The sequence below is a fragment of the Jiangella endophytica genome (assembly GCF_003427025.1).
Classification (GTDB): Bacteria; Actinomycetota; Actinomycetes; order Jiangellales; family Jiangellaceae; genus Jiangella; species Jiangella endophytica.
The window spans coordinates 325,624-351,952 of sequence record NZ_QVAI01000005.1 but is presented as its reverse complement, the minus strand read 5'-3'; the positions used below and the strand labels follow the sequence as shown (position 1 = coordinate 351,952).

General features: G+C 71.2%; 24 protein-coding genes and 1 pseudogene. 11 read left to right on the top strand and 14 right to left on the bottom strand.

Annotation, left to right across the window (positions count from 1 at the left end):
• Positions 1–71 precede the first annotated feature (71 nt).
• From DZA62_RS13475 to DZA62_RS13460, 4 genes are read left to right on the top strand one after another with little or no spacing between them, the layout of a single operon-like run.
• On the top strand, positions 72–1,535 hold the full coding sequence (locus DZA62_RS13475) for an FtsK/SpoIIIE domain-containing protein (protein ID WP_157987650.1): 1,464 nt from the start codon (positions 72–74) through the stop codon (positions 1,533–1,535).
• Positions 1,532–2,959: a replication initiator gene (locus DZA62_RS13470; RefSeq protein ID WP_116949396.1), complete on the top strand. Its 1,428-nt coding sequence runs from the start codon at positions 1,532–1,534 to the stop codon at positions 2,957–2,959. Before DZA62_RS13475 ends, DZA62_RS13470 begins: the two co-directional genes overlap by 4 nt.
• Positions 2,960–3,014: 55 nt before the next feature.
• A complete protein-coding gene (locus DZA62_RS13465; RefSeq protein WP_116949395.1) occupies positions 3,015–3,227 on the top strand; it encodes an excisionase family DNA-binding protein in 213 nt (70 codons plus the stop codon).
• Positions 3,227–4,354, top strand: a complete 1,128-nt coding sequence (locus DZA62_RS13460) for a site-specific integrase (RefSeq protein ID WP_116949394.1) — start codon at positions 3,227–3,229, stop codon at positions 4,352–4,354. Before DZA62_RS13465 ends, DZA62_RS13460 begins: the two co-directional genes overlap by 1 nt.
• A gap of 395 nt (positions 4,355–4,749) precedes the next feature.
• On the opposite strand, the gene DZA62_RS13455 is transcribed toward DZA62_RS13460, so the two are convergent.
• The 3 genes from DZA62_RS13455 to DZA62_RS13445 all read right to left on the bottom strand — a co-directional run bounded on the left by DZA62_RS13455 (position 4,750) and on the right by DZA62_RS13445 (position 7,328).
• Positions 4,750–5,082: a hypothetical protein gene (locus DZA62_RS13455; protein ID WP_116949514.1), complete on the bottom strand. Its 333-nt coding sequence runs from the start codon at positions 5,080–5,082 to the stop codon at positions 4,750–4,752.
• A gap of 319 nt (positions 5,083–5,401) precedes the next feature.
• A complete protein-coding gene (locus DZA62_RS13450; RefSeq protein ID WP_116949393.1) occupies positions 5,402–6,247 on the bottom strand; it encodes an alpha/beta hydrolase in 846 nt (281 codons plus the stop codon).
• 247 nt (positions 6,248–6,494) lie between these two features.
• Positions 6,495–7,328, bottom strand: a complete 834-nt coding sequence (locus tag DZA62_RS13445; protein ID WP_408618767.1) for a class I SAM-dependent methyltransferase — start codon at positions 7,326–7,328, stop codon at positions 6,495–6,497.
• A 91-nt stretch (positions 7,329–7,419) separates the two neighbouring features.
• Between DZA62_RS13445 and DZA62_RS13440 the strand changes: the two genes are divergently transcribed.
• A complete protein-coding gene (locus tag DZA62_RS13440) occupies positions 7,420–8,928 on the top strand; it encodes a collagen-binding domain-containing protein (protein WP_116949391.1) in 1,509 nt (502 codons plus the stop codon).
• Between the two features lie 82 nt (positions 8,929–9,010).
• Here DZA62_RS13440 and DZA62_RS13435 read toward each other — a convergent pair whose 3' ends face one another.
• Positions 9,011–9,775, bottom strand: a complete 765-nt coding sequence (locus DZA62_RS13435) for an LPXTG cell wall anchor domain-containing protein (protein ID WP_116949390.1) — start codon at positions 9,773–9,775, stop codon at positions 9,011–9,013.
• 143 nt (positions 9,776–9,918) lie between these two features.
• Between DZA62_RS13435 and DZA62_RS13430 the strand changes: the two genes are divergently transcribed.
• On the top strand, positions 9,919–10,983 hold the full coding sequence (locus tag DZA62_RS13430; protein WP_116949389.1) for an aldo/keto reductase: 1,065 nt from the start codon (positions 9,919–9,921) through the stop codon (positions 10,981–10,983).
• A gap of 45 nt (positions 10,984–11,028) precedes the next feature.
• On the opposite strand, the gene DZA62_RS35700 is transcribed toward DZA62_RS13430, so the two are convergent.
• From DZA62_RS35700 to DZA62_RS13420, 3 genes are all read right to left on the bottom strand, one after another.
• On the bottom strand, positions 11,029–11,166 hold the full coding sequence (locus DZA62_RS35700) for a hypothetical protein (protein WP_157987649.1): 138 nt from the start codon (positions 11,164–11,166) through the stop codon (positions 11,029–11,031).
• Between the two features lie 272 nt (positions 11,167–11,438).
• Positions 11,439–11,660 carry a BldC family transcriptional regulator gene (locus DZA62_RS13425; protein WP_026874431.1) on the bottom strand — a complete coding sequence of 74 codons (222 nt, stop codon included), beginning with the start codon at positions 11,658–11,660 and terminating at the stop codon, positions 11,439–11,441.
• A 193-nt stretch (positions 11,661–11,853) separates the two neighbouring features.
• Positions 11,854–13,491: a DHA2 family efflux MFS transporter permease subunit gene (locus DZA62_RS13420; protein WP_198663714.1), complete on the bottom strand. Its 1,638-nt coding sequence runs from the start codon at positions 13,489–13,491 to the stop codon at positions 11,854–11,856.
• A gap of 93 nt (positions 13,492–13,584) precedes the next feature.
• On the opposite strand from DZA62_RS13420, the gene DZA62_RS13415 reads away from it, so the two are divergent.
• Both DZA62_RS13415 and DZA62_RS13410 read left to right on the top strand, forming a co-directional pair.
• Complete coding sequence (locus tag DZA62_RS13415) at positions 13,585–14,679, top strand: Glu/Leu/Phe/Val dehydrogenase dimerization domain-containing protein (protein WP_116949388.1); 1,095 nt, start codon at positions 13,585–13,587, stop codon at positions 14,677–14,679.
• A 145-nt stretch (positions 14,680–14,824) separates the two neighbouring features.
• Complete coding sequence (locus DZA62_RS13410; RefSeq protein ID WP_116949387.1) at positions 14,825–15,043, top strand: DUF3073 domain-containing protein; 219 nt, start codon at positions 14,825–14,827, stop codon at positions 15,041–15,043.
• 94 nt (positions 15,044–15,137) lie between these two features.
• On the opposite strand, the gene purM is transcribed toward DZA62_RS13410, so the two are convergent.
• Complete coding sequence (gene purM, locus DZA62_RS13405) at positions 15,138–16,208, bottom strand: phosphoribosylformylglycinamidine cyclo-ligase (protein ID WP_116949386.1); 1,071 nt, start codon at positions 16,206–16,208, stop codon at positions 15,138–15,140.
• A gap of 156 nt (positions 16,209–16,364) precedes the next feature.
• Here purM and DZA62_RS13400 point away from each other — a divergent pair, with 156 nt between their 5' ends.
• Entirely contained in the window at positions 16,365–17,318 is a 954-nt protein-coding gene (locus DZA62_RS13400; RefSeq protein WP_116949385.1) for a GNAT family N-acetyltransferase, read from the top strand.
• 75 nt (positions 17,319–17,393) lie between these two features.
• A pseudogene (locus tag DZA62_RS37570) lies at positions 17,394–17,643 on the top strand (DUF6886 family protein); the annotation flags it as partial.
• 34 nt (positions 17,644–17,677) lie between these two features.
• Here DZA62_RS37570 and DZA62_RS13390 read toward each other — a convergent pair.
• Together DZA62_RS13390 and purF are read right to left on the bottom strand one after the other, a co-directional pair.
• Positions 17,678–18,619, bottom strand: a complete 942-nt coding sequence (locus tag DZA62_RS13390; protein WP_198663713.1) for an SH3 domain-containing protein — start codon at positions 18,617–18,619, stop codon at positions 17,678–17,680.
• Positions 18,620–18,748: 129 nt separating this feature from the next.
• Positions 18,749–20,329: an amidophosphoribosyltransferase gene (gene purF / locus DZA62_RS13385; protein WP_116949511.1), complete on the bottom strand. Its 1,581-nt coding sequence runs from the start codon at positions 20,327–20,329 to the stop codon at positions 18,749–18,751.
• Between the two features lie 78 nt (positions 20,330–20,407).
• Between purF and DZA62_RS13380 the strand changes: the two genes are divergently transcribed.
• The gene (locus DZA62_RS13380) at positions 20,408–21,241 is read left to right on the top strand and encodes an SDR family NAD(P)-dependent oxidoreductase (protein WP_116949384.1); all 834 of its coding nucleotides are present in this window, start codon (positions 20,408–20,410) and stop codon (positions 21,239–21,241) included.
• Between the two features lie 21 nt (positions 21,242–21,262).
• Here the strand turns inward: DZA62_RS13380 and DZA62_RS13375 are convergent, their stop codons facing one another.
• From DZA62_RS13375 to DZA62_RS13360, 4 genes are all read right to left on the bottom strand, one after another.
• The gene (locus DZA62_RS13375; RefSeq protein WP_116949383.1) at positions 21,263–21,688 is read right to left on the bottom strand and encodes a hypothetical protein; all 426 of its coding nucleotides are present in this window, start codon (positions 21,686–21,688) and stop codon (positions 21,263–21,265) included.
• A 32-nt stretch (positions 21,689–21,720) separates the two neighbouring features.
• The gene (locus tag DZA62_RS13370) at positions 21,721–22,278 is read right to left on the bottom strand and encodes a DUF1697 domain-containing protein (RefSeq protein ID WP_116949382.1); all 558 of its coding nucleotides are present in this window, start codon (positions 22,276–22,278) and stop codon (positions 21,721–21,723) included.
• Between the two features lie 10 nt (positions 22,279–22,288).
• Positions 22,289–23,629 (bottom strand): dipeptidase, encoded by a 1,341-nt coding sequence (locus DZA62_RS13365; protein WP_116949381.1) that lies wholly within the window; start codon positions 23,627–23,629, stop codon positions 22,289–22,291.
• A gap of 79 nt (positions 23,630–23,708) precedes the next feature.
• Positions 23,709–26,315 carry an ExeM/NucH family extracellular endonuclease gene (locus tag DZA62_RS13360; RefSeq protein ID WP_157987648.1) on the bottom strand — a complete coding sequence of 869 codons (2,607 nt, stop codon included), beginning with the start codon at positions 26,313–26,315 and terminating at the stop codon, positions 23,709–23,711.
• Between the last annotated feature and the right edge of the window lie 14 nt (positions 26,316–26,329).

Here is a 26,329-nt window from a genome sequence, read left to right as displayed (position 1 = left end):
GTCTGCGACTCCTGCCACGCTGCCGCCCATGCCCGGCACACGGCCCTGACCGCCGTTGAAGGACTGCTTCGATGACGCCCCGACCCGTGCTGAGCGCGAAGAACGTCAAGATCCTCGCGGCGTTCGTGCAGAACCTGTTGGACCACGACTCGCTGATCCGGCGGCTGCTGCGCGGCCTGGGCTGGGTGACGCTGACGCCGCTGATGCTGCTGCGCAAGCTCCCCCAGGTCTTCGCGACCGGGGCCGTGCTGCTGCTCGCCTACGGCGTGCTCGGTGCCGGCGGCCTGGTCCTGCTCCTGGTGCTGCCGCTCATCACGTGGGTGGTGTGGCGGCTCGCCCACCCGGAGTCTTCGGAACGGGTCGCCGCGTATGTGCGGGGGCGGTGGCGGTACCGGCGGATCTACCGCAAGCACTGGCCCACCGTCGCCGCCGGCTGCGGCCTCACCGTCGCTGGCTCGTTCGGCCGCGCCGTTGCGCCCGAGCTGATCGGCGTGGCCGCGCATCCGGCCGCTGACGCCGTGCACGTGCGGCTACTGGCCGGCCAGTCCCCGGCCGACTACGCCGACCAGGCCGACGCCCTGGCGCACGCGTTCGGCGTCGCTCAGGTCCGCGTCCGCTCCGACCAGCCCGGCACAGTCACGTTGCTGTTCAGCACCGGGGACATGCTCACCGACCCCATCCCGGCCATGACGTTGGACGCGTCGGACGTGGACTTCGAGGCGCTACCGGTCGGGTTCACCGAGGACGGCTCCCCGTACCGGCTGCGGCTGCTCTACAGCCACGTCTTGACCGTGGGCGCGACCGGGTCCGGGAAGGGATCCGCGCTCTGGTCAACCGTCCGAGCCCTCGCCCCGGCCGTCCCCTCCGGGCTCGTGCAGGTGTGGGGTGCGGACCCGAAGGGCGGCATCGAGCTGGCGATGGGCCGCGCGCTGTTCTCCCGGTTCGCTGCCGATGACGAGCCCGGCGACATGGTCGACCTGATCGTCGAGGCCGCCGAGCTGGTGCGCAAGCGTTCGAAGCGGCTGCGCGGCCACTCCCGCAAGCACACGCCCACGGCGGAGGAGCCGTTCGTGGTGCTGATCATCGATGAGCTGGCGTTCCTGTCGGACTACCAGGACGACACCAAGCTCAAGCACCAGTTCAACAAGGCCCTCAAGGTCGTCCTGTCCCAGGGGCGCGCCGCCGGGGTCTCGGTGCTCGCGTTCGTCCAGGACCCCCGCAAGTCCGTCGTCGACGCCCGCAACCTGTTCCCCACCAAGATCGCGCTGCGCCTCGACACCGCGTCCGAGGTCGAGATGGTGCTCGGCAAGGACGCGCTCGAACGCGGCGCACATGCTGAGTCGATCCCGGAGTCTCAGCCTGGGACCGGGTACGTGCTCGTCGACGGCGACCCCGCCCCGGTCCGGGTGCGGTTCAGCTGGGTCACCGATGACGACATCCGCGCCATGGCCCGCGACTACCCGGCCTCGCAGCCCCGGCATGGCTTCACAGTCGTCACCGACACCGACACCGACGACACGGGGGCGGTCGCGTGAGCACGCGCGAGCTGAGTCACACGGAGCTGGTGTTCCAGCTGGCGTCCCTCTCCCGCAGCAGAGCCGGCGAGCAGGCCCGCGGCTGCGTCAACCCGATCCGGCTCACCGGCTCCTCGACCACCATCCACGCCGCGACAGGCGAGGTCGTGCGCAGCTACTCGTCCGACGACGAACCGGACGGGCACACCTACGTCCGCTGCGGCAACCGCCGCGCCGCCGTCTGCCCGTCCTGCTCGCGTGAGTACAAGGGCGACGCGTGGCACCTGCTGTCCTGCGGGCTGGCCGGCGGCAAGACCGTCCCCGAGACCGTTGCGCAGCATCCGGCGACGTTCGCCACGTTCACCGCGCCGTCGTTCGGGGCCGTGCACCGCCACACCCGCCCGTTGAACGGGCGCACCGCACCGTGCCGGGCCAGGCGGGACAAGCCGCGCTGCCCGCACGGCCGGCCCTTGAGTTGTGTGCGGCGGCATGACGCCGACGACCCGCAGGTGGGGCAGCCGCTGTGCTTCCAGTGCTACGACTACACCGCCCACGCCGCCTGGCAGTGGTGGGCACCGCAACTGTGGCGGTACTTCACCATGGCGCTACGCCGCCGCCTCGCCCGCACCGCCGGCCTCACCCTGCGTGCGTTCGCCGAGGCGGCGAAGGTCTCGTACACACGGGTGGTGGAGTTCCAGGCGCGCGGCGTCGTGCACTTCCACGTCGTCATCCGACTCGACGGACCCGACGGCCCGGCCACCCCGCCAGGACTCGGCCTCACCGTGGGCGACCTCGAGGACGCGGTCAGGCACGCCGCCACCCACGCACACAAGGACGTGCCCCTCCCCGGCGGGCAGACACTCAGGCTGCGGTGGGGCCGCCAGCTCGACCTACGCACCATCACCCCCGGCGCCGGCCGCGACAACCAGGCCGGCCCGGCGCACCCGCACCAGGTCGCCGCCTACCTTGCCAAGTACCTCACCAAGTCGACCGAGGACTTCGGGCTACCCGTCGCCGGGAAGCTCTACAGCGCCGGCCACGCCGCCAAACACGGAGCGACCCCGCACGCCGTCCGCCTCATCAAAGCCGCACAACAGCTCGTCCCCATCCACGACGACTACACCCGGCTCAAGGACCGCTACGCCACCCTCGGCTACCGCGGTCACCCCATCACCAAGAGCCGCGCCTACTCCGTCACCTTCGGCGCATTGCGGTCCGCCCGCCGGCACTGGCGACAACGCCGCGCCCAACTCCCCGCCAACGCCGACGTACGCGACGTGCTCGACGTCGACCAGGCCGACGACAGCGCTGCGGCGACAACCGTCGTCGTCGGCAGCTGGCGCTACGCCGGACGCGGCTACCTCGACACCGCCACCGCCGCGAACGCCACCCGCTCAGCGAACCTCGCCCGCATCCGCCGCGCCGAGGAGGCCTCGCAGGCATGAGCGAGGCAACCACGCCAGCAAGAAGATCCGCAGTCTCACGGAAGGACACACGCTGATGGATCGGCTGTTGACCGTCGATGAGGCCGCCGAGATGCTCGGCACCACATCGCGGTTTCCTCGGCGGCTGATCGCCGAACGGCGCATCCGCTTCGTCAAGGTCGGCGGCCACCACGTCCGCATCCCCTTGTCCGCCATTGCGGCGTTCATCGCCAACGGCACGGTCGAGCCGACCGAGGTTCGCTGGCACGGTGGCCGGGTGGTGCGCTGATGGCCGGCCGTCGCCCGTTCGGCAAGGTGCGCAAGCTGCCGTCCGGCCGTTTCCAGGCCTCGTTCGTCGGCCCCAACGGCCGCCGACAGAACGCTCCCGACACTTTCCGCACCAAGACCGACGCTGACCGCTGGTTGACGCGGGTCAGGGCCGACATCAGTCGCGGTACGTGGCTGGATGAGCAACTAGGCCGGGAGACGTTCGGCGAGTACGCAGAGGCGTACCTCACCGACAACTCAAACGTGGGACGTCGCTGGGCGGAGACCTGCCGGCGGAACATGCGGCTCCACATGACGACGCTGCTCGACGTTCCACTGATCGCCATCACGCCACGCGTCGTGCGGGCCTGGTACACGGATGCCGTTCGGGGAACAGGTGGCAAGACCTCGATCGCGCAGTCCTACCGGTTCCTGCGGGCGGTCATGAATGCGGCCGTCCGAGACGACGCGATCACGCGCAACCCGTGCATGATTCCTGGCGCCGGCTCGGTCAAGTCGCGCGAACGCAAGATCGCCACAGCCGACCAGGTCGCGGAGCTGATCACGACGATCAGCCCGGAGCGCTACCGTGCCGCCGTCGTGCTGGCCGCCTGGTGCGCGCTGCGCCGGGGCGAGGTCTGCGCGATGCGTCGCGAGGACGTGAACCTGACGAAGGGCACGGTGTGGGTGCGCGAGAACCACGTCGAGCTGCTGGAATCGCCAGTGCGGTACAACAAGGAGCCCAAGACGCCGGCAGGGAAGCGGGAGATCTCGGTGCCGCCGCACGTGCTGACCTTCCTGGTCCAGCACGCCGAACGCTGGGCCGGCTCTGAGTGGTTCTTCGTCGGTCGCGACGGCAAGCAGATGCGGGGCAATGCGGTCTACCAGGCGTTCGTGCGGGCACGGACCAAGGTAGGCGTCGACATCGCCTTCCACGATCTGCGGCACACCGGGCAGAGTCTCGCTGCGGCCGCCGGCGCGACACTCGCCGACCTCAAGAAGCGACTCGGGCACTCGTCGACGGCTGCGGCCAACCGGTACCTTCACGCTCTGGACGGCCGGGACGCCGAGGTCGCCAAGGCGTTGAGCGAGCTGGCGCACCGCGCCAACAGTGCTCAGATCACGCCGACGAGGACCAAGGAGGGATGACGGACATGGGGCACGCGTGGGGCACGATCACCGTGATCATGGCCGCCTACCTGCGGTTTTGCTTGCGCCTGAAAAGCGGAAGGTCGGCGGATCGAACCCGCCCCTGTCCACCCCTTCACCAGCGCGGATGTCTTCCGCTGGTTGACCGCGAGAGTCCGGCGTGGGCCAGCTTTCCGGCCGGAAATGATCACGTTAACCATGCGCTCTCCCGGTTGACCAGGCATGCATGCCTCGTGAACCGGGAGAACGCCTGGTCCGAGCCCACCGACGGCGTCCGAATAATTCGGTTTGTCGCGAAATTTGTCGTGCCACCAAGGCCTGCAGCCTTCGTGAGGCACGAGAGATCCTCGTGATGGCCGCCGACCTGCGCATGCCGGCCGTCGGCGCAGCCAACCTCAGCGAAACTCGTGAACGACCTCGATCGCGCCGACAATGTGGTCGTTGAATTCCTCCAGCTGCTCAGCCGGGACCCACAGTTCCAGGATCGTCCGGCCGCCCGCCTGCCGAACCGGGTAGCGAGCAGCGAACGCAGCGTCGACGGCGAACCGGGTCACGTAACCCACCCCCGACGCCGGCACGTTCCAGTCCCTGGCGATCTTGATCGCGTACTCCTCGTTGAGCACCGGGTAGAAGATCGGCTGATCGGGAAGGCGCGGTGGCCACCGTCGCCAACCCGACGCCCTCACCAACTCCAGCTCCTCCGGACCCGTCGGACGCCACAAGACCATCACCTGCTGCCTGCCCGCGTCCTCCGTCACCAGGCAAGTGTCGCAGACCCCGCTCACCAGGTCCTGCGAGAATTCGCGCGTCCACGAGCCACCCTCGGCGCTGGACAGATGCCGTCGTGGGCTGCTCAGCCGGGAATCGGGCCGATGGGTCCGGGGTCGTCGGTCTGCTTCGGACAACGCGCGCATCCGATGTAGCGGCTGCCGTCCTCGTTCGACTTCGACACCCACTTGTGCCACCCGAGCCGGCACAACCACGACTTTCGTGCCATCGACTCAGCATGCACCTGCCGACCAGTGGGGACAATAGCCGTCCTCTTCCCTATCGCCAGAGCCAGCGGAGGGCGTCGGGCAGCAGAACGCCGCCGTGGTTGGGGCTGTGGCCGCCGTCGCCGAGGACCAGACGGAAGTCGTAGCCCGCTTCGGCGAGTGCGGCGGCGACACGCAGGTTGCTCGCGAGCCAGTTCCCGTCGGGTTCGTTCCAACGCAGGTCTCGGTGACCGGCCTGCAGGAAGATGCGTAGCGGCTTGCGCGGAACGGTGGGGATCAGGTCGGGATAGGGGTTGCCTCCCGGCATCTGCGCGAAGCTGGAGAGGAAGCCGATGACACGGCGGAATCGGTCCGGTCTCAGCCATGCCGCGGTGAAGGCGCAGTTGCCGCCGCTGCTGCCACCGCAGATGCCCCATCGGTCCGGGTCCTCGCTGACTGAGTAGCGCTTCGTCACCTGGGGGATGATCTCTTGCAGCAGCAACGTGACGTAGCGGTCGTCGAACGCGTCGTACTCGACGTTGCGGTTCTTGCGGTGGTTCACCTCCGCGTCGACCTCGAAGTCGCCGGGGTCGACGAAGACGCCGATGGTGATGGGGATGTCCCCGCGGTGGATGAGGTTGTCGAGGACGACGGCGGCGCGCACCTCGCCCCCGGGGTCGAGGTACAACCCGCCGTCCTGGAAGAGCATGAGCGCGGCCGGTTCCGATGGGTCGTACATCGCGGGGACGTGAACCCGGATCCTGCGCGACGTGCCGGGGTAAACCGTGCTTGCCGTCCACTCGAACTCGACGGTCTCGCCCGCAGGCACGCCCGGCTGTACGACGGAGTCAGGGCCGTGGGCATAGCGAACGTCCGACTGGTCCACGGGAATCGGGCGGTAGGGCACCGGTGCGGGCACTCGGACAACGTACGGACCGCCCGGTAGCAGGACAATCGAGTATCACGCCGAGCAGCGGAAGGGACCCTGCTCACCCTGAACCCGTTCCGGGCTCGCGGGCGCCCCCGTGCCGGGTCCGCAACGGGGGTCCCGCCACGGGGACTCGGCCGCCTCGGTGCTGGGGCTGGGCGCGAGGCGACCTGCGATGACCCGTACTACGCGGTAGGGGCTCGGTCAAGGGATGACAGGCCGCTGGTCCGCCCGCTGATCAGGGACGCCACATCGTCACGCCGATGTCGCGGGCTCGCTCCGAGAACCGCCCGCCGGGCGACGACGACCTCAGGAGGCGGCGAAGATCCGCCTCGAAGGCCCCGAGCCGGTCGCCGAACAGGTGGGGTGCCGAGCTCGACAGCGAGAAGACCGCGGCGACGACGTCATCGAGAGGCCGATCGACGATCTCTCCGCGCTCGAGGTCGAGGCGAGCCGAGGCCGTGAACCCCGCTCGCCGCATGACCTCGTCCTCGCCGGAACTGGTGCCGGCGGGCAGGATGCCGCGCCCGGCGCGTCGCACCGGCCCCAGATAGGCGGCGACCAACTCGTCGATGCGGTCCCAGGGCGGCTGCGGGTGCGGCGACGGATCGGGCCCGGCCGCGCCGCGGTGTGTCGTCGCGGAGACGTGAACCCAGACGCCGTCGGGGCGGAGCATCGCTCTCACCTGCCGGGCGACGGCCTCCTGGTCCATCCAGTGGAACGACTGGGCGAAGGTCACCACGTCGAAGCGGCCGAGATCCGCCGGCAGGTCCTCGGCCCGAAGCTGCCGCCACTCGACGTTGTCGATGCCCGCACGCGCGGCCTGGCGACGAGCTTCGACGAGCATGCCGGCGTCGGCGTCGACACCCACGGCGGACTCGAACAAGGGCGACACCAGCAATGTCAGCGAACCGGGTCCGCAGCCGACGTCGAGCAGGCGACCGGAGCCGTCCGAACCCAGTGCGTCGCCGATGGCGCGAGCCAGACTCGGCGGGTACGGCATGCGGCCGACGGCATAGTGCGGCGCGCTACCGGCGTATAACGACTCGTCCCATTCCCACGACGCAGCCACGAGCGCCCAATCTAGCGACGCGCCGGCGGTCGGCCCATCGATTTGGCCGAGTCGGTTGTACGCCGCAGGTGCCACTGGCATCGTGACAACGATGCGCAGGTTTCTGACGAGTTCGATGTCACGTCCGGTCAGGGCGGCGGGCTGCCTCGTCGCCGGCGGTGCCCTCGCGGCCGGCTGGCTCGGCGTCGGCCTGCCGACGGCGGCGGCGCTCGATCCCGTCAACCCGGTGCGCGTCGACCTCGACGGGCATCCGGCGAACAGCGGGTTCCTCGTCTTCGTCGAGGGCGACGTCACGGTGCGCGGTGACGAGAACGAGGGCACGCTCGCGCTGGGCGGCGACTTCGCGTTCCAGAGCGGCTTCAACGTCAACGCGAACCCGTCGGGCCGGTTCGAGACCTTCACCGCTCCCGGCGACGACCGGCCGACGGCGCTGTACGTCGGCGGCGGCATCGTCTTCCCGGCGGAGCCCGTGGCACTGCGCGTGCTGAATGAAGGCTTCGCCAAGGTCGGCGACACCACCACCTACGACGCGGACAACGTCGACGGGAACGGCGCGACCGGGCTCTACCACATCGTCCCGGAGGGCAACGCGTACGACACTCACCCGCGCATCGAGGGCACCACGAACCTGCAGGACGGTCCGTCGATCGAGGACGCCGACCTGCCGGATCTCATCGACTTCGCCGGGGCCTTCGATCGCTACCGCGAGCTGACCACCGACCTGGGCACATGCGACGAGACCCTCACCCCGGTCGACGCGAACGGCGAGGAGCTGTCGCGGCCGCTCGCCCCCGGCACGACGGCGTACCTCGAGCTGACGCCGGGCGAGACGAACGTGCTCACCGTCACCGCCGACGAGCTCGTCGGGCTCGCCGGTCTGACCTTCCGGCCCACCGGCCCCGAGGCGGACACGCCGCTGCTGGTGAACGTCCTCGGCACGTCGGTCACCGGCCCGTTCCCGAACCAGGCGGGCATCAGCGGGGCGAACGCGCCGTACATGCTGTGGAACTTCCCCGAGGCGACCGACGTGACGTTCACCGGCGGCACCGCGGTCGAGGGGACTCTGTACGCACCGAACGCCGACCTGGCCTGGCAGAGCACGCAGAACATCGAGGGCAACGTCATCGCGAGGACGCTCGACTACGGGCCGGTCGCCGGGCCGACGCCGCGCGAGATCCACGACTTCGCCTTCGACACGACGCTGTCGTGCGACAGCGACTCCACCCCGACACCGACCCCGACCGGCACCTCGACGCCGACCGGCACGCCCACGCCGACTCCGTCGCCGTCGCCGTCTGAGACACCGACAGGGACACCGACGGGGACGCCGAGCCCGTCCGAGACCCCCAGCCCGTCGGAGACTCCCAGTCCGTCGGAGAGCCCGAGCCCGTCGCAGACGCCTTCCCCGTCACCGACGGAGCCGAGTCCGACGGACCAGCCCACGTCGAGCCCCAGCGAGACGCCGGGGCCGCCGGACCAGCCCGACGAGCCGGAGCTGCCCGACACCGGGGCCGGCATCGCGGCGGTCTTCGCCGGGATGGCGCTCATCGCGTCCGGCGTGGCCGCCACGTTGTACCGGCGCCGCCGCCACACCTTCTGAGGCACGACCCGCCGCAGACGTGACTCTGCGCCCATCGGCCGGGAGGGACCGACGGGCGCAGAGCCGACTCGGGCGCCGGCGATCAGGCCGTCGTGGACCGGCGACGAGCGACGATCGCCGCGCCGCCGGCCGCGAGGGCCAGGCCGCCGAGCGCGATCAGGGTCGCGTCGGAGCCGGTGTCCGGCAGCTCGTCGTCGCCGTTCTCGTCGGCTGCCGCATCGTCGGTGCCGGACTCGGCGATCCCGTCGGCCGCGCCGCCCTCAGAGCCGTCGTCGGAGCCCTCGGCGCCGGACTCGGCGCCGCTCTCGTCGCCGCCGTCGTCGTGGCCGCCCTCGTCGCCGCCGTCGTCGTGGCCGCCCTCGTCGCCGCCGTCGTCGTGGCCGCCCTCGTCGCCGCCGTCGTCGTGGCCGCCCTCGTCGCCGCCGTCGTCGTGGCCGCTCTCATCGGCACCGTCGTCGTGGCCGCCCTCGTCGCCGCCGTCGTCGTGGCCGCCCTCGTCGCCGCCGTCGTCGTGGCCGCCCTCGTCGCCGCCGTCGTCGTGGCCGCCCTCATCGGCACCGTCGTCGTGGCCGCCCTCGTCGCCGCCGTCGTCGTGGCCGCCCTCATCGGCACCGTCGTCGTGGCCGCCCTCGTCGCCGCCGTCGTCGTGGCCGCCCTCATCGGCACCGTCGTCGTGGCCGCTCTCATCGGCACCGTCGTCGTGGCCGCCCTCGTCGCCGCCGTCGCTCTTGTCGTCCCCGAAGGAGACGAGCGCCGCCGACGCGTCCAGCTCGCCCGCCAGCGCCGGTGCCGTGCCTGCCACGGTGAGGGCCAGCGCCCCGATCCCACCGATGATGCTCTTCCGCATGACTCAACCCCATATGGTCACAGAAAGGGACAAAGCGAACATCGGGCGGGACCATACCGCGTACGGACGGCGTCGAAACCGGCCCTCCGTGGAAGAAGTCCGCCGCTTGACTTCGAGCGCGCTCGAAAACGTAGCGTCGAGCCATGCGCTATCGGCCCCTCGGCGGCACCGGCATCCACGTCAGCCCCTACTGTCTCGGCACCATGATGTTCGGCGCGGTCGGCAACCCCGATCACGACGACAGCGCCCGCATCATCCACGCCGCGCTCGATCGGGGGATCAACGTCGTCGACACCGCGGACATGTACTCCGCGGGCGAGTCCGAGGAGATCGTCGGCAAGGCGCTGCAGGGCCGCCGCGACGACGTCGTGCTGGCGACGAAAGTGCACTTCCCCGTGGGTGACGGGCCGATGGGCGACGGGCCGAACCGGGGCGGCAATTCGCGCCGCTGGATCATCACCGCGGTCGAGGACAGCCTGCGCCGGCTGCAGACGGACTGGATCGACCTCTACCAGGTGCACCGGCCCGACCCCACCACCGACATCGAGGAGACGCTGTCCGCGCTGAGCGACCTCGTCCGCCAGGGCAAGATCCGCGCGTTCGGCTGCTCCACGTTCCCGGCCGAGGAGATCGTCGAGTCGCACCACGTGGCCGAGCGGCGGGGGCTGCTGCGCTTCCGCACCGAGCAGCCGCCGTACTCGCTGCTGGCCCGTGGCATCGAGACGTCGGTGCTGCCGACCTGCCGGCGTTACGGCATGGGCGTGCTGACGTGGAGCCCGCTCGCCTCGGGATTCCTGTCCGGCGCCCAGCGCAAGGGCCGCCCCGCCGATCTCACGACGGGACGCGCCAGGCTCACGCCCGCCAGGTTCGACCCGGAACTGCCGGTCAACGCGGCCAAGCTCGAGTTGGTCGAGCGGCTGGTCGAGGCGGCCGACGACGCCGGGTGCACGCTGCCGCAGCTGGCCGTCGCGTTCACGCTGACGCACCCCGCCGTCACGTCGACGATCATCGGGCCGCGCACGATGGCGCAACTGGAGTCGCTGCTCGACGGCGCCGAGGTCGCCCTGGACGACGCGACGCTGGACCGCATCGACGCCATCGTGCCGCCGGGCAGCAACGCCTATCACCCCGACGGCGCGTGGACGCCGGCCTCGCTGTCCGATCCCGCCCGCAGGCGTCGCCCGGCAGCCGATCGCAGTGCCGCCTGACGCCGAAGAAATATGTCATCTCGAGGCACCAGCGCGTCGCGCACGTCACAAACGCACGCCGACGACAATTGAGCCTTGACGTGTTGCGGCGACGCCGCCGAAAGGGCCGCACATTCTGGCCGAATGGCCGATGAGAAAGTTGATGTGCGAGAAAAGAAAATGATCGTTGAAAGTTGCGGACACGGGCGGCGGTCTACCCACCGCCCGTGTCGACGCCTGGCGGCTTCTGCGGTGCGACAGCGCAGCCACACCCACCCGGGCCTGACTCCGTCACACTCGCGACGCCGACCTGATCTCGTGTGATCCTGAGCCACAGGTCACACGACTTCTAGTTACGCGTTCCCGCGCAGCCCCCGCCGCAGGCCTGGCCCGCCGCCTACGGGCCCAGCCTTGACTTCCCCGTGTACCGCCCCCGCTCGGTGAGGTCGAGCGTATGGTGGGACGATTCTCACCCCTTAGAGCTCGCCGACCTCGACGCGCTCCACTGCGGACCCTTGCCCGTTGAGCAGCGCACGCACCTCGGACTCGCGGTACCGCCGGTGGCCACCGAGCGTCCGGATCGACGTGAGCTTGCCGGCCTTGGCCCACCGGGTCACCGTCTTCGGATCCACCCGGAACATGGCCGCCACCTCGGCAGGAGTGAGGAGGGGCTCGGCGTCTTGTGTCCTGGTCGCCATCGTCACCTCCTTAGATCCCATAGCGGGAGGTTTCCCGCCACACCGGATATTCCACCCTGTCGACCCCCTTGAACGACACCGCCCGTACGGCTCGACCCATGCCAGCCATTCGGATGATGTCCACCCAGGGTGTCTCTAGCCTACGTAAGGTTCACGTAAGCCGCGAACCGACCCAAGTCGTGCTGGGACGGCCTCACCCGGCATCGGAGATCGTCCGAGTGCCGGTACCACCCGCCTCCACTTCTCGCCTCGTTCGTCCACCCTTGACTGCGAGACACAGCAGTGCCCCACATGCCACGGCGACGACCGGAACGATCAGCGTCGGCTTCATTGCATCAACATAGCCCTGTATGAACACTTCGTGCGCCATTTCGGCGATCTTTCCCGCGACTTCTTGAGAAACTCCCGGTGGCAGTGCCATGTCAATTCCGCCTTGCGTGGCGCTGACCTGCAGACCTCCTTCTGCGGTCCCGGCAAAGCCGTCGATGAACGGCTGCCGAACGTCGGACGGCAATGCCGTTGCGGCCGCAACGGCATTGGAATGCAACCGACTCGCGAGCAGCCCCTGCAGGACCGCGCCGACCACCGCGCTGCCGACGACCTGACCCAGCTGCCGGTTGGTGTTCAGCACCCCAGACGCCGCGCCGGCCACCCGGCCGGGCACGTCGCGCATCGCCACCGTGTTCATCGGGGCGAAGATGCACCCCAGCCCCAGCCCCGCGACCAGCAGCGACGGCAGGAAGTGCCACCACTGCGCGGTGTCCGTGGCCACCAGAGCGAAGGACAGGACGCCCACACCGTAGAGCACCAGGCCGGCGATCAGGATGTACTTGCCGCCGACGCGGTCGGTGAACCGGCCCGCGAGCGGCGCCACGAACATCGACACCACCGACATCGGCGCGAGCGTCAGCCCGGCCTCCAGCGCGGTGTGCCCGAGCACGGTCTGCAGGTAGATGGTGATCGGCAGGAACGTCCCCACCATGCCGATGGCGACCAGCCCCGCCACGCCGTTCATGACCGAGTAGTTGCGGTCGTGGAACAGCCCGAACGGGATCAGCGGCTCGCGGTCCTGGCGCGTCGCCTGCAGCACGAGGAACACGCCCAGCAGGACGGCGCCCGCCACCAGCAGCGCCGGGATAGACACGAACTCCCACACCTGCCCCCACCCGAACCGTTCGCCCTCGACCAGGCCGAACGTCAGGAGCACGAGCGCGGCGCTGGCGAGCACGACGCCGGGGAGGTCCAGCCGGTGCCGCTCACGCCGCCCCGACTCGGGGATGATCGACCACGCCATGGCCAGGACGAGGACGCCCACCGGGACGTTGACGAAGAAGATCCACCGCCAGTCGAACACCGTCACCAGCAGCCCGCCGAGCGTCGGCCCGGCCACGGTGGCGACGCCGGCCACCGCGCCCCAGATGCCGAACGCCGTACCGCGTTTCTCCGGCGGGAACGTGGTGATCAGCAGTGCCGACGTCTGGGGCATGAGGATCGCCGCGCCGATGCCCTGCACCACACGGCAGACGATGAGCATGGCCGGTCCCTGCGACAACCCGCAGGCCAGCGACGCGAGCGTGAACACCGTGACGCCGATGATGAACATGGTCCGCTGCCCGCGCAGGTCGCCCAGCCGGCCCGCGGTGATGACGAGCACCGCCAGCATGATCACGTAGGCGTTGATGACCCAGAGGATCTCGTCGAGGGACGCGCCGAGCTCGGTCATCATGCTGGGGATGGCGATGTTGACGATCGTCACGTCGAGCAGCGTCATGAAGAAGCCGAGGCACAGCGTGATCAGGATCGCCCAGGGGTTGCCGTGCCATCGCCTCACCGTGGTGCCTCCTCGCTACCGCCGGTCGTCCTAGAGTGAGCTTGACACTCAGCCCGCACACCCCGCGGGCCCGGACGTGAAAGGGTCACCACCATGACCAAGGCGTCGCCCCTTGTGTTCGGCCGACACACCGGACACGAGCAGGTCGTTTTCTGCCACGATGCCGGAAGCGGCCTACGTGCCATCATCGCGCTCCACTCCACTGCCCTCGGGCCCGCCCTTGGCGGTACCCGGTTCTACCCGTACGAATCCGAGGACGCCGCGCTCGAGGACGTCCTGCACCTCTCCCACGGCATGACCTACAAGAACGCGCTGGCCGGCCTCGATCACGGCGGCGGCAAGGCGGTCATCATCGGCGACCCCGAGCTGGACAAGTCCGAGACGCTGCTCCGCGCCTACGGCCGGTTCGTCCAGTCGCTCGGCGGCCGCTACATCACCGCGTGCGACGTCGGCACCTATGTCGCCGACATGGACGTCGTCGCCCGCGAGAGCCGGTGGGTCACGGGCCGCTCGCCGGCCGAGGGCGGTGCCGGCGACTCCAGCGTGCTCACCGCGTTCGGCGTCTTCCAGGGCATGCGCGCCGTCGCCGAGCGACTGTGGGACGGCACCAGCCTGGCCGGCCGCCGGGTCGGCATCGCCGGCGTCGGCAAGGTCGGCTCCAAGCTGACCGGCCTGCTGCTCGACGAAGGCGCCTCGGTCGTCGTCACGGACGTGTCCGAGCACGCGCTCGACCAGTTGCGCACCGCACACCCGCAGATCGACGTCGTCGGCGACGCCACCGAGCTGCTCGGCGCCGGCATCGACGTCTACGCGCCATGCGCGCTGGGCGGCGCGCTCGACGACGACACCATGACATTGCTCACCGAGGGCCGGGTGGCCGCCGTTTGCGGCGGCGCCAACAACCAGCTCGCCCACGCCGGCATCGAGAAGAGCCTCGACGACGCCGGCATCCTCTACGCGCCCGACTACGTCGTGAACTCCGGCGGCGTCATCCAGGTCGCCGATGAGCTGCACGGATTCTCCTTCGACCGGGCCAAGGCGAAGGCCACGAAGATCTTCGACACCACTCGCGAGATCTTCCAGCTGGCCGCCGACGACGGCGTCCCACCGGCCGTCGCCGCCGACCGCCTCGCCGAGCGCCGCATCAGCGCCGTCAGCCGATTGCGCGACGTCTACCTGGGCGGATGACGCGCGGAAGGCCCATTGTTGGGACCGGATGAGGCGGAACAGCCTCGGACCCTGTACCGTTGTCCCTACGAGCAGATGTCATCTGAAGGGAAACGAGGGCGTCCAGTGAGCTGGTCGCCCCGGTTTGTGCGAGGGGGTCGACCCTATGGGGCGCGGCCGGGCCAAGGCCAAGCAGACAAAGGTCGCCCGTCGGTTGAAGTACCAGACTCTGGACACCGACTTCGGCGCTTTGCAGCGTGAGTTGGGCACCGACGGCAATGCCGGCAACGATGACGACCTCGACGAGGAGACCAGCGAGGAGTACGACGAGTACTCACGCTACCTCGACGACGATGACGACGAACCCCGTCGTCATGCGGGTTGACCCGGGTCGCTAGCGATACCGCATCGTCCGAGCGGTCTGCTGGCATCGGGTGTCCGAGGCCAGCAGATCGCTCGTGCCGATCAGTCGCGTACGGTCAGTCGCGGTAGGCGCCGTGCAACGTCGCCGACCCGTCGCCGCTGATCACCTCGCCGGCGATCCATGCCGGAACACCCCGATCCGTCAGTAGCCGCACCGCGGCGTCGGCGGCGTCGGCCGCCACGACGGCCACCATGCCCACCCCCATGTTGAGGGTCTTCTCCAGCTCGGCCTCCGCCACCCCGCCGACCTCGCCGACCAGTCCGAACACCGGCTGCGGCGCCCACGTGGCGCGATCGAGGCGGGCCGTCACGGTGCCGGGCAGCACCCGGGCCAGGTTGGCCGCCAGCCCGCCTCCGGTGACGTGCGACATCGCGTGCACCTCGACGGCGGCCGCCAGCGCCAGGCAGTCCTGGGCGTAGATGCGGGTGGGCTCGAGCAGCTCCTCGCCCAGCGTGCGGCCGAGCTCCGCCACGTCGCGGTCCAGCGCCCAGCCGGCCCGCTCGAGCAGCACGTGCCGCACCAGCGAGTAGCCGTTGGAGTGCAGACCCGACGACGCCATGGCGACGACGACGTCACCGGCCCGGACCCGCTCGGCGCCGAGCAGCGCGTCGGCCTCCACGACCCCGGTGACCGCGCCCGCGACGTCGTACTCGTCGGGGTCCAGCAGACCCGGGTGCTCGGCCGTCTCGCCGCCACTGAGCGCGCAGCCCGCGACGACGCAGGCCTGGGCGATGCCCTTGACGATCGCGGCGGTGCGCTCCGGGACCACCCGTCCGCAGGCGATGTAGTCGGTCATGAACAGCGGCTCGGCCCCGCACACGACGATGTCGTCGACGACCATGCCGACGAGGTCGAAGCCGATGGTGTCGTGGACGTCCATGCGCTGCGCCACCGCCACCTTGGTGCCGACACCGTCGGTGCTCGTGGCCAGCAGCGGCCGCCGGTACGCCGTCAGCGCGCTGGCGTCGAACAGCCCGGCGAAGCCGCCGAGGCCGCCGACGACCTCGGGGCGGCGGGCCTTGGCGACCCACTCCTTCATCAGCTCGACGGCGCGGTCACCGGCCTCGATGTCGACCCCGGCACTGGCATAGGTGGCACCCGTGGGCGCGCTCTCGCTGCTCGACACGCATAGAAGCGTATCCGGTGGGTGGTGCTAAGCTCGCGCCCAGCGTCCGGACCTGCAGCGGCCCGGCCCGACGGAGAGGAGGTCGCGATGTCCCGCAACGGTTTCCGCGCCGCCCTCCATGGCGAGGACGGCGCCTGACTCTCCCGAAGGAGAGACATGCAGCTCAGCATCACCCGTCCCAGCACGCCCGACGAGGCACTCGCGCTCTTGCGCGGCGCCCGGTCCGAACTGGGCACCCCCATCTCCGACCTCGTCGTCACCGACGCCCACATCACCAAGGCGTTCGCCAACCGCAACCGCCGGCCCGAGTGGGTCTGGACGGCCCACCGTGCCGGCCGGACCGCCGGCCGGGTCGCCGGCTGGGGTGCGCCCGCCAACGACCAGCCGTGGATCCTCGACTTCTTCGACCTCGGCGCCGAGCCGGACCGCGTCGAGATCATGTCGGCGCTCCTGCGCCGGGCCGCCGCCGACCTGCACGCCGGCGGCCTCGAGCAGGTCGAGCTGAACCTGTTCCCGCCGGCGGGCTGGCGCGATGACCCGCCGCCGGGGTTGGACGACCTGCTGGCCGCGGCGAAGGCGGCCGGCTTCGAGATCCTGGTGACGCGGCGCCGGTTCCGCTGGACCCCGGCCGCCGGTGTCCCGTCCGTCCGCGACGGGCTGCGGTTCGAGCCGGTCAGCGGGCCGGACGATCCGGCGCTCGCCGACGCCTACCGGCGCACGTTCGAGGGCAGCCTCGACGCGCACACCCAGCGGTCGCTGCGCACCCGCGACGCGACCGAGCTGGCCGCAGAGGAACTGACCGACATGATGAACTACGCCGGCCCGGCCGACGGCTGGCGGGTCGCCTACGACGGCTCGGGCGGACTGGTGGGACTGGTCACAGGCGACCCCGGCGTCAAGGTGTTCACGGGCTACGTCGGCGTCGTCCCCGAGCAGCGCGGCCACGGGTACGCCCGCGAGCTGCTCGCCTGGATGACGCGCTGGCAGGCCGAGCAGGGCGCGGAGAAGGTGGTCGGCGAGACCGACGACGCGAACGTGCCCATGGCGAAGGCGTTCGAGGCCGTCGGGTTCGTCCAGGAGAGCGCGCGGATCGACCTCGTGTCAGGCTGATCGGAGCGGCTCCGTGGGTGGGCGGGGTTCGGCCACACCGGCCCCGCCCGCCGTCCCGCCGGCGGCTGGTAGGACTGGGCGGTCGACGCGCAGCGCTGCCCCGACTACTGGTTCCCCCAGCAGTGCCCGCGGGCGCTGGCCTGGGTCACGCCGGCCACCACACCGGCCGACCGCGACCGGATCATCGGCGCCGGCAGCGGCGATCGCGTGCATGCGATCGAATACCGCTGTGGAGGCGCTGCGAACGGTGCGGCTGTTCGCCCACCGGCTTCCGGCCGCGAGGTTCCGGCCCTTCGGCTCGCCCGAGCCACACGCCTGTGTGGCGGCAGTGTGACGCGACCAGCCGTGCCGAGCACGCGTCAGGTGCTGCCTTCGTTGCCGTAGACGGTCACGTGGACGTGGTCGTAGTGGTTCGCGGTGTCGTCGCCGCGATCCTCCATCGAGCGCCAGCCCTCGGACGAGCGCTCCACGGTCCAGATGCGCTGCTGCCAGATGACCTCGCTGACGCCCAGCTCGCGGTAGTTCTCGCGGACGTACGCCGCGATCTCGTCGCCGACGGAGCCGCGGATCATGATGTCCAGTGCGCGGCCGGAGCCGTGCTCACCGCCGTCGCCGGCGCGCACGCCGCCGTAGGACGTCACCTGCGGGAAGATCGCACAGACCGCGCGGTGGACGCGGATGGCGTCCTGGGCGAGGCCGTCCTCGACCCCGGAGCCGGACTCGCACTCGGCGGCGGAGATGCCGCCGGAAGGCTCCTCGGCGGGCGGCTCCTGGGCCAGGTACTCGGTGGCCACCCAGTACGGCTCGCCGTCGAGCAGGATCTGCGACCAGGTCCCCTCGGTGGCGCCGGTGATGTCGACCTCGGTGCCGGTGCCGAGAACGGTCACGACCTCGCCCTCGAGATCGGGGCTGGAGCGCACGTTCAGGCCGGCCGTGACGAACAGCTGCCCGGCGACCGTCGGCTCCGGCGTGGGAGTCGGTGTCGGGGTGGGCGTGGGGGTCGGGGTCGGAGTCGGCGTGGGGATCGGTGTCGGTGTCGGCGTCACGGTGGGAGTGGGCGTGGCCGTGGGCGTCGGGGCGGCGTTGGGCGTCATCGGCGGCAGCGGCGGACGGTCCTCGCCGCGGCTGGCGGACTCCTCGCGCTCCGGCATGCCGAGCGACGTGGTCGCGTCGTTGCCGACGTCGGAGCCGTCGGGCCACATCGTCACCCCGGCGACGGCGGCACCGGCCAGCACGACCGGAGCGGCCAGGAGGGCGACCCGGCGACGGGTCAGCTCCGGCAGGCGGGCGAACGCCGGCATCTTGGTGCGTCGATGACGAGACCGTCCATGACGGGACCGCGACACTACGTTCCTCCTACCTCAGCTCGAGACCGTTTCGTGACCGAGGAGCAGGCAACCACATTTCGGGCGGTTTGTCACAACCCGGCCTCACGGACGCCGCAGCGCATCGGCGGCTCCACCCGCGCTGAGCAGGGCGTTCAGGCCATCGGCAGGATCTCCGAGTGATGAGGCTCGCTCCAGGCCGTCGCGGTCGGGCGTCTCGCAGCCGGGGATGGTCTCCTGCTCGAGCACGTCCTTGCCCGCGCGGGCCGGCGGCTCGATCGGGTAGACGCCGTCGAAGCAGGCCCGGCAGAGATCGTTCTTGCGCACCGTCGTCGCCTCGATCAGGGCGTCGAGCGAGACGTAGCCGAGGGAGTCGGCACTGATCGAACGGCGGATCTCGTCGGTGCTCAGGCCGGTCGCGATGAGCTCCGCGCGGGAGGCGAAGTCGATGCCGTAGAAGCACGGCCAGCTGACCGGCGGGCTGGAGATGCGCACGTGCACCTCGCTGGCGCCGGCCTCGCGGAGCATGCGCACCAGCGCCCGCTGGGTGTTGCCGCGCACGATGGAGTCGTCGACGACGACCAGCCGCTTGCCGGCGACGATCTCGCGCAGCGGGTTCAGCTTGAGCCGGATGCCCAGCTGGCGCAGCGTCTGCGACGGCTGGATGAACGTGCGGCCGACGTAGGCGTTCTTGACCAGGCCGATGCCGTACGGGATGCCGGACTCCTCGGCGTAGCCGACGGCGGCCGGGGTGCCCGACTCGGGCACCGGGATGACGAGGTCGGCGTCGACCGGGTGCTCGCGCGCCAGCCGTCGCCCCACCTCGACGCGGGTCTCGTGCACCGAGCGCCCGGAGATGTGGGTGTCGGGGCGGGCGAGGTAGACGAACTCGAACAGGCAGCCCTTCGGCTCGGCCGCGGCGAAGCGGCGCGAGCGCAGGCCGTCGGCGTCGATGGCCACCAGCTCGCCGGGCTCGACCTCACGGATGAACGAGGCGCCGACGATGTCCAGTGCCGCGGTCTCGCTGGCGACCACCCAGCCGCGCTCCAGCCGGCCCAGCACCAGCGGACGCACGCCCTGCGGGTCGCGGGCGGCGTAGAGGGTGTTCTCGTCGGAGAACACCAGCGAGAACGCGCCGCGCGCCTGGGCCAGTACCTCGGCGGCGCTCTCCTCGAGCGTGCGGTCGGCGTAGGAGCCCATGAGCGCGGTGATCAGCGCGGTGTCGGTGGTGTTGCCGTAGCGCAGTTCGCCGCTGGCCGACCCGACCCGTTCGTTGACGAGCTCGAACAGCTCGGCGGTGTTGGTGAGATTGCCGTTGTGCGCCAGCGCGACGGTGCCGGCCGGCGTGGCGCCGAGCGTCGGCTGCGCGTTCTGCCAGTGGCTGCCGCCGGTGGTGGAGTAGCGCGTGTGCCCGACGGCGACGTGGCCGACCAGCGTGTTCAGCGTCGACTCGTCGAAGACCTGGCTGACCAGGCCCATGTCCTTGTAGACGAGGATCTGCTCGCCGTTGCCGACGGCGATGCCGGCCGACTCCTGACCCCGGTGCTGCAGCGCGTACAGCCCGAAGTAGGTGAGCTTGGCAACCTCTTCGTCGGGTGCCCACACCCCGAAGATGCCGCAGGCGTCCTGCGGCCCCTTCTCCTGTGGGTTGATGTCGTGCGTGAGTCGTCCATCGCCCCGGGCCACGGCACCCAGTGTACGGAGCTGGACCAGGATTGCGAGCGGTGGGAAGAACACCGGGGCCGCGGGTCGTTACCTCAAGACATGAGCCCCACGACGGTATTGATCACGGGTGCGACCGATGGCCTGGGCCGATGGCTCGCGCTGCGGCTGGCGGCGTCGGGCGCCGGCGTCATCCTCCACGGACGCAATCCGGCGCGTCTGGACGAGACCGCCCGCGAGATCCGGGCCGACGGCGGACGCGAGCCGGTCGGCGTCGTACGGGCCGATTTCGCCGATCTCGGCCAGGTCGACCGCCTGGCCGACGAGGTCCTGGACCGCTTTCCCGGTCTGGACGTCCTGGTCAACAACGCCGCGGTCGGCTTCGGCGAGCCCGGCGGCGGCCGCGAGCTGAGCCCCGACGGCGTGGAACTGCGGTTCGCGGTGAACTACCTGGCCAGTTACCACCTGACCCGGCGGCTGCTGCCGGCCCTGGTCGCGGCGGCGCCCGCACGCATCGTCAACGTCGCGTCGATCGGCCAGGCGCCCATCGACTTCGCCGACCCGATGCTCGACCACGGCTACGACGGCTACCGGGCGTACCGGCAGAGCAAGCTCGCGCAGATCATGTTCACCCTCGACCTCGCCGACGAGCTGAGCGGCACCGGCGTCACGGCGAACGCACTGCATCCGGCCACGCTGATGGCGACGTCGATGGTCCGCGAGGCCGAGTTGACTCCGTTGAGCACCCTGCACGACGGCGGCGAGGCGACACTGCGGCTGGTCGCCGACCCGGAGCTGGCCGACGTCAGCGGCGTCTACTTCGACCAGACCATGGCGGCGTCGCCGAACCCGCAGGCGCTCGACCCCGACGCCCGCCGGCGACTACGCGAGCTGTCCGACGCGCTCGTCACGCGGGCGCTGTCGCAGCGCGCCTGACGCCGGCGGAGCCCGGCCACGTCAGCCGGTGGCGTCGGCGTGGGCCGCCACCTGGCCGACCATCCACTCGACGGCGGGCGCGACGCCGCCGTTCGCGGTGAGCAGGCCCGGCGGGTCGCCGACGTACTGTTCGGACAGCAGCCCGCGGGTCTCCAGCCGGTCGACCAGCGCCGCCTTCACCGCGGCGCGGTCGAGGCGGGCCGGGACGGGGAACGCGAGCACGTCGAGCGGGTCACGAGCGACGTCGGGGTAGCGCGCCAGCATCCGGCCGATGTCGGGGTCGGTGTCGTGCAGGTGCAGCCAGATGCGCACCACCGGCGGCACCCCCGTGCTGCCGACGTAGACCACCGGACGGCCGGCGCCCGGCCGCAGCCACGCGTAGACCCAGGAGCCGACGCCGACCAGCTCGCCGTCGCGCACCTGCAACAGGATGGCCTCGTTCTCCATGGCCGCAGTCTGTCAGCGCGGACGGGCGTCGTTCAGTCCGAACGGCGGTTTCCCGGCTCTTGTGAGAGTTGCACGAGAGTGCGCACAGTGGCCAGATTTCGCGACGTCGCCACCCCCAACGCCGGCTTGCTGAGCGCCGCGGCCAGTTTGCTGCGCCCGGCGCCGCCGGGGACGTGCAGATACAGCGTCGTGCCGTCGACGCGGAACTCGTCGGCGCCGGACTCGAGGCCCTCGGCGGCCGTGTAACGGTCAGGGTCGGGCACCGCGCGCAGGAAGCTCAGCAGCAGCCGGGACGGTTCGGCGTCGGGGAACGGGTTGGCGTCGACGGCGGCGGCGAGCTCGCCGTGGGTGCGGACCAGGACGGCGACCTCCAGGCCCAGCTCGGCCTGGATGGCCGCCTCGATCGCCGTCTCCAGCTCGTCGCGCCCCGCGTCCGGCGTGGCGCTGGTGAAGACGACGTTGCCGCTGTTGATGTAGGTGGTGACGTCGGTGTGGCCGAGCCCCGCGACGAGCGCGCGGAGATCGGCCATCGCGACCTTCTTCTTGCCGCCGACGTTGATCCCCCGGAGCAGCGCGACGTGCCGCGACACCGCCGGACCCCTACCGAGGGAGCCGGGCCAGCCGGTCCAGCAGCAGCGCCTCGGCGAGGCAGCCCTTGGCGAACATCGCGAGGTCGAGGCTCTCGTTCAGCCCGTGCGGGCCGCTGAGGGGGTCGCCCATGCCGGTGACGAGCACGGTCGCGTCGGGGAACGTCTTCTCGAACTCGGCGATGAACGGGATGGAGCCGCCCATGCCGGTGCGTACCGACGTGACGCCGAACGCCTCGGTGAGCGCGGCCTCTGCGGCCTCGACGACCAGGCCCTCGGTCGGCAGCGCACAGCCGCCGCCGACCATGCCCTCGGTGATCTCGAGCTGCGCGCCGAACTCGACGTGCTCGCGCAGGTGCGACTCCAGCGCGTCGAGCGCCGCGCGGGGGTCCTGCTCGGGCGCGATGCGGACGCTGACCTTGGCGCGCGCCTCGTGCACCAGGATGTTGGAGGCGTCGGCGACCGCCGGGGCGTCGAGGGCCAGCACGGACGCCGTGGGCCGGGTCCACAGCCGGTCGGGCAGCGAGCCGGTGCCGACCAGCTGGACGCCGTCGAGCACGCCCGCCTCGGCGCGGTAGCGCTCCTCGGGGTAGTCGACGTCGGCGGCGCCGGTGGTGACCAGCCCGGCGATGGCGACGTCGCCCTTGTCGTCGTGCAGCGTGGCCAGCAGGCGGGTCAGCGCGGTGAGCGCGTCGACGACCGGCCCGCCGAACACGCCGGAGTGCACCGACTTCTCCAGCACCCGCAGGGTGACGAGGCAGTCGACGCCGCCGCGCAGGCTGGTGGTGAGCGCCGGGACCTCGGCGGTCCAGTTGGCGGAGTCGGCGACGACGATGACGTCGGCGGACAGGCGGTCGCGGTAGGCCTCGAGGAACGGCGTGAACGACGGCGAGCCGATCTCTTCCTCGCCCTCGACGAACAGCACGACACCGACCGGCGGGCGGCCGTCGAACGCGCGCAACGCCGCGATGTGCGTGGCCACGCCGGCCTTGTCGTCGGAGCTGCCGCGGCCGTAGAGCCGGCCGTCGCGCTCGGTGGGCTCGAACGGGTCGGTGGTCCAGCCCTCGCGCGGACCCGTGGGCTGGACGTCGTGGTGGGCGTAGAGCAGGACGGTGGGCGCGCCCTCCGGGGCCGGCCAGCTGGCGATGACCGCAGGCCGGCCACCGGCCGCGCTGACGACGTCGGCCTGGGCTGCTCCGGCACCGCGGGCCAGCTCGGCGACGGCCTCGGCGCTGGCGAGGACGTCGCCGGCGCGGGCCGGGTCGGCGCTGACGCTGGGGATGCGCACCAGCCGCTCGAGGTCGGCACGCGCGGACGGGAGGATGGCCTCGACGGCGGCCCGGAGATCGGTCATGCCGGACACTCTAGGTGCCCCTGCCGACAGCATGGGGCCGCCCTCCCGGAGGAAGGACGGCCCCGCTGCTGAGGGTGCGTCAGAGCTGCGAGCGCAGCTTCTCGGCGGCCGCCAGCAGCGCGGCGCGGGCGTCCGCGTCGGCCACCCGCTGGGCCACCGCGACGAACCGGTCCAGCGACGTGCCTGCCGGCCCGGCCAGGCCGCGCGCGGACAGCCGCTCGGCGGTCGACAGGTGCGCGATCAGCTGCGCCTCCTGCGACCGGTTGACGGCGCCTGCGGCGGCGTAGCGCTGCACCAGGCCCCGGACCCCGTCGAACGTGACCGGCGTCTGCACACCGACCAGGATCGGGTCGTGGTCGCTGGCCCGGTAGACGGTGCCCGGCTGGAACAGCTCGCTGGCGAAGTAGTTGTACCGCGAGTACTCGAACAGCACCGACTCCACCGAGTTGATGTTCCAGACGTCGGCGCCGGTCACCAGACCCGCCTCGACGACCGACGAGCTGGCCAGCACGTGGTCCAGCGAGCCGACCTTGCCGTCGAACACGTAGGTGTGCTCGCCGGCGTACTCGTTGTTGAGGTCGGTGTACCCGGCGTCGTAAAGCGCCTGCATCGGGTTCTCGCCGCTGTAGGCGTTGAAGTCGCCGAGCAGGAATGCGTCGTCGGTCGCCGTCGCCGCGGCCCGTTCGCCGGCGAAGGCCACCAGGGCCTGCGCCTGCGCGGTGCGGTCGGCGTCGAAGCAGCCCTCCGGCAGGTCGCCGCACTCACCGCCCTTGGACTTGAAGTGGTTGACGATCGCGTTGAACTCGTAGCCGGTGCCGAGGGTCCGGAACTCCTGCGCCAGCGGCTCGCGGGCGTTGTGGAAGGCCGGGTCGTCGATGAGGATGACCGACTCGCCCACCGGCTCGACCGCGGCCGTCCGGTAGATGAACGCCGTGCGGATGACGTCCTCGTCGCTCGGCAGCGCGGCCGGCGACGGCACGTACGCCCAGGTGTCAGCGCCGGCGTCGGCGTTGAGCGCGTCGACCAGCGTGGCCAGCGCGACGTCGCGGTCCTGGCCGAACGCGGCGGAGTTCTCGATCTCCTGCAGCGAGACGACGTCGGCGCCGAGGCCGTTGATCGCCGCGACGATCTTCGCCTCCTGCCGGTCGAGGTTCGTCTCGTCCCAGGCGCCGCGCGCGTCGCAGCCGCCGGAGACGGTGATGGGGGTGCCGGCGCGGTCGGTGTAGGCCTGGCAGCCGGGCAGGTCGACGCCCAGCGTGGTGAAGTAGTTCAGCACGTTGAACGCGGAGATCTTCAGGTCGCCGCCGACCTCCTCCGGCGCCGCGTTCGCCGCGCGGGTGTTACCGGTGCCGAACGTGACGACGTCCGGCGCGGGCCCGGTGACCGGCGACGTCGGCTGGAAGTTCCACTGGAACCGGAAGTCGAAGATCACGTCGTCCTGGAACGTGACGCCGGCGCCGGTGCGGGCCGGGTCGTCGTTCGTGAGGTACGGCACCAGGCTGCTGGTGGCCGTGCGGTTCGACTGGCCGTCGTCGAGTGTGACGGCGCGGGCCGCGTTCGCCGCGACCGCCTCGTCGAACTCCGGTGTGCCGGGTGCGGCGACCTCGGTCTCCTGCACCAGCGGGCCGCCGAAGCCCAGGCCGACGGAGCCGAACGCGCTACTGCCCCAGCCGCCCAGTGCGTAGGTGTCGGAGACGGCGTAGCCCTCGGCCGGGCGGACCAGCATGCCCTCGTAGACCTCGCGACCGGCCTCCGTCGCGGGCAGCGTGAACGGCACCGGCTTGACGGCCTCGGCCGGCTCGGTGAGCGTCTCCAGCCCGTCGGCGGCCAACTCGATCTCGGTCAGCCCGAAGTACTCGGTGACCTCGCCGGTGACGCGGACGTGGTCGCCGATCTCGACCTGTCCCGCCGTCGACGGCGAGTAGACGAACACCGCGTCGGACGCCGTCCGCACCGCGTCGCCGCCACTGCCCGGCGTCTGGATGTAGTACCCGCCGAACCCGCCGGTCGGGTAGGCGGCCGTGACGACGCCGCTGGTGACGACCGTCGTGCCGACCAGTGGGGAGTCGGCGCCGGTGCCCTGGATCTCCGGGATCGTCGCCGCCTCGGGCTCCGGGTCCGGATCGGGGTCGCCGCCGCCGTTGACCGCGCCGAAGGTGCTCGCCAGCGGGCCCGTCCAGACACCCTGGATCTTCTGCAGCGACTGGCCGATCGGCGTCGAACTGGCCTGCGAGACGCCGATGTCGACGGCGGCCATGCCGTTCGCCGGGCCGCCGACCGCCGTCATGCCGCCCTCGTAGGAGAGGAACTCCGCGACGCTGCCGTCGGGGCGGACCAGCGCGATGCCGTCGGGCGAGCCGTTCTGGATGCCGTCGGCCGGGTACGTCGCGACGACCACGCCGGCGGCCGGGACGGCGCCGCTGAGCGTGCGGGTGTTGTACGGCGCGCCGCCGTTGCCGTTGTAGAGGACGATCTGCCAGCCGGTGAGGTCGGTGCCCGGGTCGGCCTGGATCTCGATCGCCTCGCCGGTGTCGGTGCCGACGTTGTCGTAGTGGATCTCACTGATGAACGGGTCGCCTTCGGCCGCTCCGGCCGAGAGTGCGGGCACGGCCGCCATACTCGCGCCGGCCAGGCCGGCCGCGGCCACCGCCGCGAGCCAGCGGAGAGGACGTCTGGTCGAGTGCATCGGTCGGACCTTTC

Excerpts from the sequence above, each read along its gene's own strand:
- DZA62_RS13475 (WP_157987650.1), top strand. The coding sequence starts at position 72 with ATGACGCCCCGACCCGTGCTGAGCGCGAAGAACGTCAAGATCCTCGCG.
- DZA62_RS13465 (WP_116949395.1), top strand. The coding sequence starts at position 3,015 with ATGGATCGGCTGTTGACCGTCGATGAGGCCGCCGAGATGCTCGGCACC.
- DZA62_RS13460 (WP_116949394.1), top strand. The coding sequence starts at position 3,227 with ATGGCCGGCCGTCGCCCGTTCGGCAAGGTGCGCAAGCTGCCGTCCGGC.
- DZA62_RS13455 (WP_116949514.1), bottom strand. The coding sequence starts at position 5,082 with ATGGTCTTGTGGCGTCCGACGGGTCCGGAGGAGCTGGAGTTGGTGAGG.
- DZA62_RS13440 (WP_116949391.1), top strand. The coding sequence starts at position 7,420 with ATGCGCAGGTTTCTGACGAGTTCGATGTCACGTCCGGTCAGGGCGGCG.
- DZA62_RS13435 (WP_116949390.1), bottom strand. The coding sequence starts at position 9,775 with ATGCGGAAGAGCATCATCGGTGGGATCGGGGCGCTGGCCCTCACCGTG.
- DZA62_RS13430 (WP_116949389.1), top strand. The coding sequence starts at position 9,919 with ATGCGCTATCGGCCCCTCGGCGGCACCGGCATCCACGTCAGCCCCTAC.
- DZA62_RS13425 (WP_026874431.1), bottom strand. The coding sequence starts at position 11,660 with ATGGCGACCAGGACACAAGACGCCGAGCCCCTCCTCACTCCTGCCGAG.
- DZA62_RS13415 (WP_116949388.1), top strand. The coding sequence starts at position 13,585 with ATGACCAAGGCGTCGCCCCTTGTGTTCGGCCGACACACCGGACACGAG.
- DZA62_RS13410 (WP_116949387.1), top strand. The coding sequence starts at position 14,825 with ATGGGGCGCGGCCGGGCCAAGGCCAAGCAGACAAAGGTCGCCCGTCGG.
- DZA62_RS13400 (WP_116949385.1), top strand. The coding sequence starts at position 16,365 with ATGCAGCTCAGCATCACCCGTCCCAGCACGCCCGACGAGGCACTCGCG.
- DZA62_RS13390 (WP_198663713.1), bottom strand. The coding sequence starts at position 18,619 with ATGCCGGCGTTCGCCCGCCTGCCGGAGCTGACCCGTCGCCGGGTCGCC.
- DZA62_RS13380 (WP_116949384.1), top strand. The coding sequence starts at position 20,408 with ATGAGCCCCACGACGGTATTGATCACGGGTGCGACCGATGGCCTGGGC.
- DZA62_RS13375 (WP_116949383.1), bottom strand. The coding sequence starts at position 21,688 with ATGGAGAACGAGGCCATCCTGTTGCAGGTGCGCGACGGCGAGCTGGTC.
- DZA62_RS13365 (WP_116949381.1), bottom strand. The coding sequence starts at position 23,629 with ATGACCGATCTCCGGGCCGCCGTCGAGGCCATCCTCCCGTCCGCGCGT.
- DZA62_RS13360 (WP_157987648.1), bottom strand. The coding sequence starts at position 26,315 with ATGCACTCGACCAGACGTCCTCTCCGCTGGCTCGCGGCGGTGGCCGCG.